The organism is Pedobacter sp. CG_S7 (assembly GCF_040544395.1).
Classification (GTDB): domain Bacteria; phylum Bacteroidota; class Bacteroidia; order Sphingobacteriales; family Sphingobacteriaceae; genus Pedobacter.
On record NZ_JBEONS010000002.1, the window covers coordinates 90,283 to 102,633 of the forward strand.

Consider the following 12,351-nt stretch of genomic DNA (forward strand, 5'->3'; position numbering starts at 1 on the left):
TTAGAGATATTGGTTTATACCAGTTTTACAGTAAACCTTTTTTAGGCTAATGGTTTCTTTGAAAGCCTTTTCATTTTCTTTCAAATAGGTTTTTGGGCTTTCTTTATGGTAGAGATGAAAGGCAATAGCACCAAGTTTTAGAAAACGTTTTTTTAATCCTAAGTTTAATAACCGGGCGATAAATTCCTTATCTTCTGGTCCCCAGCCATTAAATTGTTCATTATAGCCATTTACTTTTATGGCATCACTTCGCCAGAAGGCCATGTTGCAGCCATGTATTTCATAACGTTCGTCACCTTTATTTTTATATTTTTCATCGAACAAAGGCCATAAAATAGGCATACGTAAGGCACTAAAAATATTACTGATACCTTTACTAAAAGCGTTTATCTTAAAAAGTTTGTTTTTAAGTCTTTCATTGGAGGTTTGCTCGTTTATATAAATGCGGCTGGCTCTTACAAAAGTTTTAGGTAAAGCAAAGTTTATATGATCTTGAATGAAGTGTCGATGAAGAATAATATCGCCATCAATTTGTATAATGTATTGGCCACTTGATTGTGCTATAGCTTTATTTCTGATTTTTGCTAATCTAAATCCTTTATCTTCATGCCAGATATGTTTTACAGGGATGGAAAATAGGCATGCATATTTTTCTATCATTGCTTTTGTTTCTTCTGTAGAACCATCATCAGCAATAATAATTTCATCTGGCATTTTTGTTTGCGCTAAGACACTCAAAAACACGAGTTCTAATGCTTTTGGCCAATTATAAGTAGCTATTAATAAGGTAACTTTAATGTTTTTATGCATTTTAAAGTTTATAGTTTCTGTATTCAAATAACCTCCTGCCAGTTAAGTCTTCAATTATTTGAAGCAGGCGTCTTCGGAAGTTCATTTTTGGTTTTATTTTAGTGATGTCCTGATCAAATTTCCAGTTGCTTGTATTTATTCGATCGCAAATTACTGCTGGGTGGGTTTCATTAAATTTTACCAGTCGGTCTGCATTATTCATGTCAAAAACTTGCTGAACCGGAAAGTTCTGTTCTATCCACTTTTCTGTTTGGTAAAATTGATTAAAGTTTCTCACTTTACCTTGTAGGCCTGCGGGTGTTTTAACCCAACCATAATGGTAAATATGGGCATCAATGAGTTTTACGTTAAGTTTCCTGTTATTAATTCTAAATCCCTGGGCATCTTTGTAGGAGTGTATTCCTGGTAAGTTTTTCAGAATGCGTACTTCCCGTCTATACCATCGGCGGGATTCAGCAAAATAATCATAAGAGCCATAAAAGTGTTTATATTTTAAGAGCAGGGCTTCTACTTTTGTATTGGTTAGGTTATCTGCCATTTCTTTTCTAATTACCTCCAGGTACTTTTCGTGAATACATTCGTCTCCCTGGATATAGAACATCCAGTCTGTATCTTTGGATATTGCTGCCAATGCTTTATTGGTTTCTTCTGCAAATACTTGACCACCTTCTTTTAATGATTCATCCCAAATTGTATGAATGATTTTTATTTTATCAGGGGCTATGCTTTTGATAAGGGCTTCGGTGTCATCGTTTGAATTCCCCAAAGCAACAATAAAGTCATCACATATGGGTAATATAGATCTGATAGCCTCATTTATTGGATAGTCGTTTTGTATTGCATTCCTGATAAAAGTAAAGCCGGTAATTTTCATTTTTTTCTTTAAAACGGACTGGGTGAGTTGTTGTTGTCTCCAATGTTCACCTTTTTTGTAAAGTAATTTACTTAGGGGATATTTGAATTTGAGGTGGTCATTATAATCTGTACCTAATATGCGGTAGGAGATAGATGGATTTTCTACTAAACATTGTTTAATGGCATCGCTGTAGACTTTCGGTCCTGTCATTTGATGTACGTCATGCGGGTACTTGTTTGTCCTGATGTTATCAAATATAAGTGCTAGGGTTTTTTTTAGAAAGGGGTGGTTTGCCTGATAGATCAATGCCCATTGAACATATAAGCCTGGATTTTTTTCTTTAGATAGTATGGCGGAATCTTCGGCTTTTATGAAATCATTTAGCTTTCCAATAATAGCACTGTCTATATCTATATATATACCACCTTTTTTATACAATACAGCATACCTAAAAAAGTCTGCTTTTGCTGCGCCAATATTTATTCTTTTATATAGACTTAATGTATCTGCATCATATTCTTCCACCAAGAATTGCTCAATCCTGAGGTCATCATAAAACTCATATAGATAGTCTGCATTTTTTTTCTTAAATCTGGAAATTTGCCATCTGGTGATGAATGGTAAATCTGCAGATTTAAAAGTTTGATGTATGATTTTTGGTATGGGCATGTGTAAATTTACGGGGATAAAACTAACACTTCATCATGAACACTGCAAATAAGAATAAATTCCATTTATTTGTATGAAAACAAAATGGTTTTATGGAGGTAAAGGAAGCGTTATTGAAAGGAGTATCAAGAGGGGATTTTATAGCTTTGGCCAGGGCATTAACATTGGTGGAAAATGATATTGCTCCTTCGGCAGAAATTTTACGGTTCCTGATCCCAAAAACTAATGTGCCAGTTGTTGGCATAACAGGCCCTCCTGGGGCTGGAAAAAGCACTTTGGTGAATGCTATTACTAACTTTTTCAGTCTCAATCATAAAAAAATTGCCATTTTGGCGGTAGATCCGACATCACCTTTTAATTTTGGTTCCTTATTGGGTGACAGAATACGGATGTCACAACAATTTAATAATCCTAATGTTTTTATTAGATCTGTAGCAACTAGGGGCGCTTTGGGGGGAATATCCACAAAAACGATTGAAATGATTGATGTGATGCGTGCTGCTGATTTTGACTTAATTATTGTGGAAACCGTAGGCGTTGGACAGTCGGAGTTAGAAATAGCCGGATTGGCAGACCGTACCGTTGTTGTGCTAGTGCCAGAGTCTGGTGATGAGATACAGCACATTAAATCTGGGTTAATGGAAATTGCACAGGCATTTGTAGTTAACAAGGCCGACCGTGAAGGTGCTGATATCTTTGCGAATAATTTAAAGAAGCTTTTACAGGGGCAGCATACCAACGTACCTGTATTTAAAACGGTGGCCGATAAAGAGCAGGGTGTTTCTGCTTTATGTGATTGGTTGTCTGTACCTATTGAATTTAATAACTCGCGTAAACCACTGTTAATAGCAGAAAAAGCATTTCAAATTATCCAGCATTACAGAATGCGCAATGTTGATAAAATAAAGCTTAGAACGGAAATAAGTGCTGCCATGGAAAAACCTAACTTTAATATTTACAAATTCATTGATAATTGGCTTTAATTAGCCTTATCAAGTATTCTGTCTAAAAAACAGGACTATTTTCTATCAGCATAACAAGAATAGTGTCTTTTCGTGGATGAATTTTTTTTTAAGTGTTTGTTTATAATTGTCGGGTCTTAAAATAGGAGTTAACTTGCGTTTTATTTTAATTAAGCGTTAATTTATTGTGTAATATATTGAATGTAAGTGTATTATTTATTATGTTTGGAGTGGATAGTATTATGGACCAGCTTCATTAGGTGTTGTTTGTAGGGTGCTATAGGAAAATTAGTCTGCCTTTATAAGTTTGGAACGGTGTTTGTATAACTGTTTTTAAGATTTTAAAAATTTGTCTAATTTTGCTATACAATAAAATTATACGATTAAAATTTGTTTACCTTAAAAAAAAGAAAATTATGAATTATTCTACTTTAAAAAGAGGTCTAGCAGTATCTTTTGTTGCATTAATGGGAGCTACAACTCTTGCTAGCGCACAGGATTCTACAATGACTACATCTTCAGCCAAGGTATTTGGTGGAAGAGGCCAGTACAGAACTTGGTCAATTGGTGTAAATGCAGGCGTAATGTCTCCGTTCTTAGTAATCGGTGGCTCAAATGATTTCACTAATCAGGACGTTAATTTAGGTTACGGTGTATCCTTGAAAAAACAATTAGGTCATGCATTTGGATTAGAAGGTAACATTTTCCGCGGAAAAGTTTCTGGAACAAATAAAGATGCCCCTGGTGGTGCTCAATTTGGTGTTAAAGAATTTGAAACTGAAATTGGTTACTCTGCTGATTTAAGAGGTGTTGTTAATGTTGCAACTGTTGATTTCTTACGTCGTGAAAACTCAGTTAACTTTTTCGTAACTGCAGGTTACGGTTTAATTGCTTATGCACCTAAATCTACTTCAGCTGCCGGAACTGTTACTGACTGGAAAGATAAAGCTGGAGACAGTAGAGACAAAAAATATGTTAAAGAAGCTTACATCCCAGTTGGTGCTGGTGTGAAATTTAAAGTTTCTGATCGTGTTGCCTTTAACTTAGGTTATACTATGCACTTCATTGATAGCGATAACTTTGATGGTGTTTACGCTAAAGCAACTACAAAAGATAAATTCTCTTACGGTTATGCTGGTTTAGAATTTTCTCTTGGATCAAGTGCTAAACCTAATTTAGACTGGGTTAACCCACTTGCTTTGATGTATGATGAATTGAAAGATCCTTCATTACGTCAAGAAGTTGAGGCACTTAAAAATCGTGTATCTAACGTTGAAAAATCTGTTGAAGATTTGAAAAAAGATACTGATGGTGATGGTGTTTCTGATCAATTTGACAAATGCCCTGGAACTCCAGCAGGTACTGCAGTTGACGGATCAGGATGTCCACTTCCAGTAGCATCAGTTGTTGATACAGCTAATGTTTCAGGATTTGAGCCAGTACAATTCGAATTCAACAGTTCAGTGTTAAAAACTGAATCATACCCTATCTTAGATAAATTGTCTTCAGGTTTACGTGATAACGGTGGTAAATTAACTTTAAACGGTTATGCTTCAAGCGAAGGTACTGCTGCTTATAACATGAAATTATCCAAAGACAGATCTAATTCTGTTAAAACTTACTTAGTAAACTCTGGTGTTAATTCTAGCCAAGTAGTTGCAAAAGGTAATGGTGAAGCTAATCCAATCGCTTCTAACGATACTGAAGAAGGTCGTATCCAAAACCGTCGTGTTGAATCTGCTAGAAACTAATCTTTCTAAAGATCAATATCATAAAAAGAGGTCTTCGATATTCGAAGGCCTCTTTTTTTATTTATACATTTGTATATGTACTTCTTTAGAAAAAGAGATAAGAACAGACCCATCAATGGAAGCTTGAAAGCCATGCATTTTATTAATGCATTAGCCATTTTAGTATTTCTTGCCGGGATTTTATGGAAATTATTACAAGCTATTTTTTAAAATGAAACAAATCATATTTACTACCGATGCTCCTGCCCCAATTGGGCCTTATAGCCAGGCTGTTTTAGCCAATGGATTTCTTTATGTTTCCGGACAAATAGCGATTAACCCTGCTACTGGTGAACTAGATCTGAGTTCTTTAAAAGCAGAGACCGGGCAGGTTATGCGTAACCTGAATGCACTTTTATTAGAAGCTGGTTTTGGGTTTGAGCATGTTGTGAAAACCAATATCTTTTTATCTGATATGAGCCTTTTTGCTGAAGTCAATGAAATTTATGGTTCTTACTTTTCTAAAGATTTTCCTGCACGAGAAACCGTCGCAGTAAAAGGTCTTCCTAAAGGGGTAAACGTAGAAATCTCTGCTATTGCTTTTAAAGGCTAAATAGTAGCTTATAAAATCTTATTATTTTGTACGCGGAAATATTAGCTTCTCCTATTGAATACCTTAAGGGCGTTGGCCCGAGACGTGCCGAACTTTTGAAAAAAGAGTTGGGCATTTTTTCTTATAACCAACTTTTAAATTACTACCCCTTCCGTTATATTGATAGAACGCGATTTTATAAAGTGAATGAGCTGGATTCGGATTTGCCACTGGTACAGCTTGTAGGTAGAATTACAGATAAGCAAACAATTGGGGAAAAGCACAAAAAGCGAATTGTAGCGAAATTTAGTGATGAAACTGGCACCATAGAATTAGTATGGTTTCAGAGCTTGAAGTGGGTGGAGGAAAATGTAATGCGAGGGAAGGTTTATATCGCATTTGGGAAGCCAAATCTATTTAATGTTACTTTTAGTATATCTCATCCAGAACTTGAAAATTATCCACGGCCGATTACGCTTACTGGTAATTTAACTTTGCAGCCGATATACAATTCTACAGAAAATCTTAAAAAGAATTTCTTAGACAGTAAGGGTATTCAAAAATTACAAGGATTGGTTATTCAACAACACCTACGTGAAGTAAAAGAAACTTTACCTGCTTATGTTGCTGAAAAATATAAGTTAATCTCTAAAAGAGAAGCTATATTGAATATCCATTTTCCGGCTACAGCGCAAGCTCTGCAGGATGCTGAGCGTCGCTTGAAATTTGAAGAACTTTTCTATATCCAGTTACAACTGCTAAACAGCAAACAGCAGCGCATATTAAAGTTTAAAGGGTTACGTTTTGATAAGGTAGGGGAAAAGGTGCATCTTTTTTATAGAGATATTCTTCCTTTTGAACTTACTAATGCGCAAAAAAGAGTAATCAAAGAGATCAGGGTAGATACCCAGCGAGGTGTACAGATGAATCGCCTGGTACAGGGGGATGTAGGGAGCGGTAAAACTATAGTCGCCTTAATGAGTATGCTCCTTGCCAATGATAATGGATTTCAGGCTTGTATGATGGCACCAACCGAAATTCTTGCCCGTCAGCATTACCAGTCACTGGTTTCACTTGTCGGCGAAGATTTTGCTAAAGTGGCGGTGCTTACAGGCAGTACCACTAAAAAGCAGCGCATACTTCTACACGAGCGTTTACTAGCTGGCGAAATAGATATTTTAGTGGGCACTCATGCATTGATCGAAGATAAAGTTCAGTTCAAGAATTTGGGTATCGTAGTTATCGATGAACAGCACCGTTTCGGGGTTGAACAGCGTTCTAAATTGTGGCGTAAAAACAGTGTTCCACCACATATCTTAGTAATGACGGCTACGCCAATTCCTCGTACGCTGGCGATGACCTTATATGGTGATCTTGATGTTTCTGTGATTGATGAATTGCCAGTTGGCAGAAAGCCAATTGAAACAAAACATCTTTTTGAAGGACAAAGGTTACGCATGTTTGGTTTGATGCGGGAAGAAATCAATAAAGGCAGGCAGGTTTATGTGGTCTATCCCTTGATTAAGGAGAGTGAAAAGTTAGATCTCTTGTTTTTAGAGGCCGGTGTTGAACAGATGCGTTATCAATTTCCCCTGCCGGATTTCAATATCAGCATTGTTCATGGCAAAATGTCTAATGCAGATAAGCAATTTGAAATGCAACGTTTTGTAGAAGGAAAGACGCAAATTATGGTGGCCACTACGGTAATTGAAGTTGGTGTAAATGTACCCAATGCTTCAGTAATGGTAATAGAGAATGCAGAACGCTTTGGCTTATCGCAATTGCACCAGTTACGTGGTCGTGTGGGGCGCGGAGCTGAACAATCTTTTTGTATATTGATGTCTGGTAATAAGCTAACCCGCGAAGGTAAGTTAAGGCTCGAAACCATGGTGAAAACTAACAATGGTTTTGAAATCTCAGAAATTGATTTACAGTTGAGAGGCCCAGGAGACCTTTCTGGTACTCAACAAAGTGGTGTTCTGGATTTAAAACTTGCAGACCTGGCGAAAGATCAAATTATTTTACAAGAAGCCAGAAACACTATTATTACTATTTTTGAGGAAGATCCATCGCTTTCACTTCCTCAAAATCATTTGTTAAAATCTTACTTAGAGAAAAAAAATAAGGGTATTTCATTTGACAAGATTTCCTGATTAATCTTCATCGCTTCCAGGTAGCGAACCATTGCCCGAATATGCACCTTTACGGATGACTGGCATTTTTAAATATTTATAAAGCTCATCTAAATGTAGTAGACTGCCATTGGTGAGGTTTCCTAAAAAGATGACCACTATTTTCTGGTCTAAATCACGTACATAGATGTGTCTGAATCCATGCCACCATCCGGTGTGATAAACTACTTTTCTACCTTTATCACCATCAAACATTCGCCAGCCGTAGCCATAATTAAAATGGCCATTTACTGGTTTGTTGTGTCCATTATAGGAAGAATCTAAACTTGCTTTAGTTAATAACCTGCCTTTGCGCAATGCATTGTCAAACAAAACTAAGTCATGAAGTGTACTGTAAATTCCTTTATCGCCAACCGGGCCATCTAAAAAGTTTTGTACTACAGAATATCTCCAGGTGCGATCGTGGCCAACAACGTCTACCGGGATTTTTGGATATACTGTCGTCGAGTAAACGTGCGTATTTTTCATCCCGGCAGGTTTAAACACATTCGCCATCATATAATCAGCATAGGTTTTACCGGTTACCTTTTCTAATATAGCTGCCAGGACCATGAAATTCGAATTGTTATAATGGAAGCGGGTATCTGGTTTAGCATAACGTGGTGGTTTATATTCAGCAATGAGATTCATGACATCCTGGTTGCTCATTGGTTTTTTCTTGTCTTTCCATATTCCGTCTGTAAAATAGACGTAATTCATCATCCCACTGCGGTGGGTTAATAGCAATTTGATATTGATTCCTTCATAAGGGAAGTTAGGATAGAACTTTTTTACATCGTCATTTAGAGAGATTTTGCCTTTTTCTACCAACTGCATGATGGCAACCCCGGTAAATGTTTTTGTGACAGAGGCCAGTTCAAATTCGGAGTTTATTTTCAAGCTATCCCGGTGCAGGTAGTCTGCCCAGCCAATCGCTTTCTCATAAATGATCTTTCCATCTTTGGCAACCAGCATATTACCATTGAAGCCATATTTTTTATGAAGATTCAGTACAAAATTTGCAATAAATTTATCGCCTTTAGCAGGATTATAAACAACTAAAAGACTGTCTGACTTATCGTCTTTAACTGTTCGAACCTTTGGGTCTTCAATGTTTTTACTTGAGGAAGAGCAGTTTGTGAATAAAAATGTAGCCATAGCAGCTACAGCTAAAATATTGCGATAATTCATGAATAATAAAGGTTCTTTATTTAAAGTGGAAATTTAAGAAATATTACACCTATAAGGGCAAAATTGTTTGAACAATATCAATTACTTTACATCCCAGTATCGAGATAAAGCTTAAATTTGCAGCAAACTTATAAAATTATGGCTTTTAGAACTGAACATGATACCATGGGTGAAGTGCAGGTGCCTGCTGATAAATACTGGGGAGCGCAAACCGAACGATCACGTAATAATTTTAAAATTGGTCCTGAGGCTTCTATGCCTAAGGAGATTATACATGCTTTTGGTTATTTAAAGAAAGCTGCTGCCCTTGCAAATCAAGAATTGGGTGTTTTGGCTAATGATAAAAAAGAATTGATTATTAAGGCTTGCGACGAAGTAATTGCAGGTCAGCTGGACGATCAGTTTCCATTGGTAATTTGGCAAACAGGATCTGGTACGCAAAGTAACATGAATGCCAATGAAGTTATTGCAAATCGTGGCCATGTAATGAATGGTGGCGACCTTAATGATGCCAAAAAAGTTTTACACCCTAATGATGATGTCAATAAATCACAATCTTCGAATGATACTTACCCAACGGCCATGCATATTGCTGCTTATAAGCAAGCTGCTGAAATAACCTTGCCAGGGTTAGAAAAATTATATGCTACACTAAACGCAAAAACAGAAGAGTTTGCTACAATTGTTAAAACCGGACGTACCCATTTTATGGATGCCACACCTTTAACTTTAGGACAGGAGTTTTCTGGTTATGCAACTCAAGTTCATAATGGCATCCGTTCGGTTAAGAATGCTTTGGTCATGATCAGTGAAGTGGCTTTAGGTGGTACAGCTGTAGGTACAGGTTTAAATACACCTAAGGGTTATGACATTCTTGTTGCACAGAAAATTGCGGAGCTTACAGCCTTACCTTTTGTAACAGCGCCTAATAAATTTGAAGCTCTAGCTGCACATGACGCAATGGTTGAACTTTCTGGTGCATACAAACGTGTGGCTGTTTCTTTAATGAAAATTGCCAATGATATCAGAATGTTAAGTTCTGGTCCACGGTCAGGTATTGGTGAAATCATTATCCCTGATAATGAGCCCGGTTCTTCTATTATGCCAGGAAAAGTTAACCCTACTCAACCAGAAGCGTTGACTATGGTGTGTGCACAGGTTATTGGAAATGATGTTGCCGTAAGTATAGGCGGCTGCAGCGGTCACTTTGAACTGAACGTTTTTAAACCAGTAATTGCAGCAAATGTTTTGCAGTCGGGGAGATTAATAGGTGATGCTTGTATTTCTTTTAATGACCATTGTGTTGCTGGAATATTGCCTAATTTACCTGAAATTAAAAAACACCTCGAGAATTCTCTGATGTTGGTGACAGCCCTGAACCCTCATATCGGTTATGAGAATGCGGCTAAAATAGCAAAAAAAGCACATAAGGAAAATAAAACACTTCGTGAAGCTGCTGTAGAACTAGGTTTGGTAACCAGCGAGCAATTCGATGAATGGGTTAAACCAGAAGAAATGGTAGGGAGTTTAAAATAAATTGGTCGGAAACATGATAAAAAACCTATTCCTTTTTCTTCTATTCGCTTGCGCATTTACTGCTTGCAGAAGGTTGCCCAATGTACAAGGAAAGGGAGAGGCCTTCCTTCAGGGGGTATGGAACCAGGACACTGTGGCAAATTCAGATCAATTATTGAACTACACCCAACACAAATTTAAATTTACTTGTGATTCTTTTTATGTAGACCTAAAGACTTATTCTAAAGTGAATTATTACGAAGATTCCTGTTACAATAAAGGGGTTTGGAAAGAACATGCTAAAGGAATATACCTTGTTCGAGGTGATAGCCTCTTCTTGGAGGGTGATTATACCAAAGCTAACTATAAACAGAAGGTTTCCGGATGTTACAATACCGGACGCTATATTAAAAGTTTCTATATCAAATCCATGAGACCTGAAGCCATACAACTGCAAAGTATAAATGATCAGAGGGATATTGATTTAGTACTAAAAGAAAGAATAATTTGTGAGCCAAAAGAATTATAATATGAATACGTTTTCTATAAAAAAAATTACTAAAACAGGTTTAATCGTTGCAGTCTTAGCTTATATGCCCTTGAAGGCTGCTGCCTGGGGTATGATTGGTCACAGGGTAGTTGGTGAAGTCGCATCATATTACCTTTCCTCAAAAGCGAGTAAAGGCGTGCAAAAGATTCTAGGTACTGAAAGTTTGGCTATGGCGAGCAATTGGCCTGACTTCATTAAATCTGATTCTACCTTTAATTACATGGGATCTTGGCATTATGTTAATTTGCCCGGTGGATTGGATCAGCAGGGGGTTTATCAGTTCTTAAATTCAGCGCAAGCTCCCAATGTTTATACGCAAATTTCAAAAATGGTGGCTTTATTGAAAGATAAACAAAGTACTGCCGAACAACAAAAATTTGCTTTAAGGGTATTGATCCACCTTGTTGGAGATGTACACCAACCGATGCATACCGCACGAAAAGAAGATCTTGGCGGAAATAAAGTTTATGTGACATGGTTTGGTAGCCGCTCAAATTTACATAAGGTTTGGGACGAGAGTCTTATTGAATACCAGCAATTGAGTTATACGGAATATGCTGCAGTTATCAACCATCCCACAAAAGCGCAGGTGAAGATATGGAAAGCTACTCCCTTACATGATTATGTATACGAGTCTTACCTTATATGTAATAAAATTTATGCAAATGTAAAGCCTGATGAAAAGCTGGGTTACCGTTATAACTTTGATTATGCATCGACCATAAACGAACAACTGTTGAAAGGTGGTGTGCGATTGGCTAAAATTATCAATGAAATTTACGCTGTTAAAAACTAATTTAGAAATTAACTGTTCTTTTGATACACCAAAATTTATTAAAATGGCAAATAACAGCGTAAATGCAGAAGTTTTAAATGACCTGATACAAATCAATAATGATAGAATTCAAGGTTATGAGAAGGCAATGAAAGAATTGGACCCTGCAGACCTTGACTTAAAAGAATTGTTTGTGAAAATGATTGGCGAAAGTCATAAACATAAACTTGCCCTTGCTACCGAAGTTCAGGCTTTAGGAACGGATGTTGAAACAGGGACTACCAGCAGTGGGAAAATTTACAGAACATGGATGGATCTTAAGACCGTTTTTACTGGTCACGATCGTAAAGCGGTTCTTGAAAACTGTGAGTTTGGAGAAGATGCAGCTCAAAAGGCTTATAAAGAAGCATTAGAGGAGGAAGATTTGTCTGCAAACCTTCGTGATATGATTGCCCAACAACAAAAAGAATTAAAAGCTTCTCACGATCAAATTAAAAATTTAAGGGAATTGTAGGGGTAATGGTACTATT

Annotated in this window: 12 protein-coding genes; 9 read left to right on the forward strand and 3 right to left on the reverse strand. The window is 36.8% G+C overall.

Annotated features, from left to right (window positions below):
* Positions 1-810, reverse strand: coding sequence for a glycosyltransferase family 2 protein (locus AAKU52_RS02355; protein ID WP_354329811.1), 810 nt, complete (start codon positions 808-810; stop codon positions 1-3).
* A 1-nt stretch (position 811) separates the two neighbouring features.
* A complete protein-coding gene (locus tag AAKU52_RS02360) occupies positions 812-2,335 on the reverse strand; it encodes a glycosyltransferase (RefSeq protein ID WP_354329813.1) in 1,524 nt (507 codons plus the stop codon).
* A gap of 92 nt (positions 2,336-2,427) precedes the next feature.
* Between AAKU52_RS02360 and meaB the strand changes: the two genes are divergently transcribed.
* The 5 genes from meaB to recG all read left to right on the forward strand — a co-directional run bounded on the left by meaB (position 2,428) and on the right by recG (position 7,772).
* A complete protein-coding gene (gene meaB / locus AAKU52_RS02365) occupies positions 2,428-3,318 on the forward strand; it encodes a methylmalonyl Co-A mutase-associated GTPase MeaB (RefSeq protein ID WP_354329816.1) in 891 nt (296 codons plus the stop codon).
* Positions 3,319-3,713: 395 nt separating this feature from the next.
* On the forward strand, positions 3,714-5,048 hold the full coding sequence (locus tag AAKU52_RS02370; protein WP_354329818.1) for an OmpA family protein: 1,335 nt from the start codon (positions 3,714-3,716) through the stop codon (positions 5,046-5,048).
* Positions 5,049-5,123: 75 nt separating this feature from the next.
* Positions 5,124-5,258, forward strand: a complete 135-nt coding sequence (locus AAKU52_RS02375; RefSeq protein WP_354329820.1) for a DUF6728 family protein — start codon at positions 5,124-5,126, stop codon at positions 5,256-5,258.
* A gap of 1 nt (position 5,259) precedes the next feature.
* Positions 5,260-5,640 (forward strand): RidA family protein, encoded by a 381-nt coding sequence (locus AAKU52_RS02380; RefSeq protein WP_354329822.1) that lies wholly within the window; start codon positions 5,260-5,262, stop codon positions 5,638-5,640.
* A 26-nt stretch (positions 5,641-5,666) separates the two neighbouring features.
* Positions 5,667-7,772 carry an ATP-dependent DNA helicase RecG gene (gene recG / locus AAKU52_RS02385; RefSeq protein WP_354329824.1) on the forward strand — a complete coding sequence of 702 codons (2,106 nt, stop codon included), beginning with the start codon at positions 5,667-5,669 and terminating at the stop codon, positions 7,770-7,772.
* Here recG and AAKU52_RS02390 read toward each other — a convergent pair whose 3' ends face one another.
* On the reverse strand, positions 7,773-8,981 hold the full coding sequence (locus tag AAKU52_RS02390) for a serine hydrolase domain-containing protein (protein WP_354329826.1): 1,209 nt from the start codon (positions 8,979-8,981) through the stop codon (positions 7,773-7,775).
* A gap of 138 nt (positions 8,982-9,119) precedes the next feature.
* Between AAKU52_RS02390 and fumC the strand changes: the two genes are divergently transcribed.
* From fumC to AAKU52_RS02410, 4 genes are read left to right on the forward strand one after another with little or no spacing between them, the layout of a single operon-like run.
* Positions 9,120-10,517 carry a class II fumarate hydratase gene (gene fumC / locus AAKU52_RS02395; protein WP_354329829.1) on the forward strand — a complete coding sequence of 466 codons (1,398 nt, stop codon included), beginning with the start codon at positions 9,120-9,122 and terminating at the stop codon, positions 10,515-10,517.
* A gap of 13 nt (positions 10,518-10,530) precedes the next feature.
* Positions 10,531-11,025: a fumarate hydratase gene (locus AAKU52_RS02400; RefSeq protein WP_354329831.1), complete on the forward strand. Its 495-nt coding sequence runs from the start codon at positions 10,531-10,533 to the stop codon at positions 11,023-11,025.
* A gap of 1 nt (position 11,026) precedes the next feature.
* Entirely contained in the window at positions 11,027-11,842 is an 816-nt protein-coding gene (locus AAKU52_RS02405; protein ID WP_354329833.1) for a S1/P1 nuclease, read from the forward strand.
* Positions 11,843-11,885: 43 nt separating this feature from the next.
* Positions 11,886-12,335, forward strand: coding sequence for a PA2169 family four-helix-bundle protein (locus AAKU52_RS02410; RefSeq protein ID WP_354329835.1), 450 nt, complete (start codon positions 11,886-11,888; stop codon positions 12,333-12,335).
* Positions 12,336-12,351: the final 16 nt, after the last annotated feature.

What these genes read in the sequence shown, in the direction of transcription:
- AAKU52_RS02370 (WP_354329818.1), top strand. Translation starts at nt 3,714, where the DNA reads ATGAATTATTCTACTTTAAAAAGAGGTCTAGCAGTATCTTTTGTTGCA.
- fumC (WP_354329829.1), top strand. Translation starts at nt 9,120, where the DNA reads ATGGCTTTTAGAACTGAACATGATACCATGGGTGAAGTGCAGGTGCCT.
- AAKU52_RS02360 (WP_354329813.1), bottom strand. Translation starts at nt 2,335, where the DNA reads ATGCCCATACCAAAAATCATACATCAAACTTTTAAATCTGCAGATTTA.
- meaB (WP_354329816.1), top strand. Translation starts at nt 2,428, where the DNA reads ATGGAGGTAAAGGAAGCGTTATTGAAAGGAGTATCAAGAGGGGATTTT.
- AAKU52_RS02390 (WP_354329826.1), bottom strand. Translation starts at nt 8,981, where the DNA reads ATGAATTATCGCAATATTTTAGCTGTAGCTGCTATGGCTACATTTTTA.
- AAKU52_RS02380 (WP_354329822.1), top strand. Translation starts at nt 5,260, where the DNA reads ATGAAACAAATCATATTTACTACCGATGCTCCTGCCCCAATTGGGCCT.
- AAKU52_RS02375 (WP_354329820.1), top strand. Translation starts at nt 5,124, where the DNA reads ATGTACTTCTTTAGAAAAAGAGATAAGAACAGACCCATCAATGGAAGC.
- AAKU52_RS02355 (WP_354329811.1), bottom strand. Translation starts at nt 810, where the DNA reads ATGCATAAAAACATTAAAGTTACCTTATTAATAGCTACTTATAATTGG.
- AAKU52_RS02400 (WP_354329831.1), top strand. Translation starts at nt 10,531, where the DNA reads ATGATAAAAAACCTATTCCTTTTTCTTCTATTCGCTTGCGCATTTACT.
- AAKU52_RS02410 (WP_354329835.1), top strand. Translation starts at nt 11,886, where the DNA reads ATGGCAAATAACAGCGTAAATGCAGAAGTTTTAAATGACCTGATACAA.
- AAKU52_RS02405 (WP_354329833.1), top strand. Translation starts at nt 11,027, where the DNA reads ATGAATACGTTTTCTATAAAAAAAATTACTAAAACAGGTTTAATCGTT.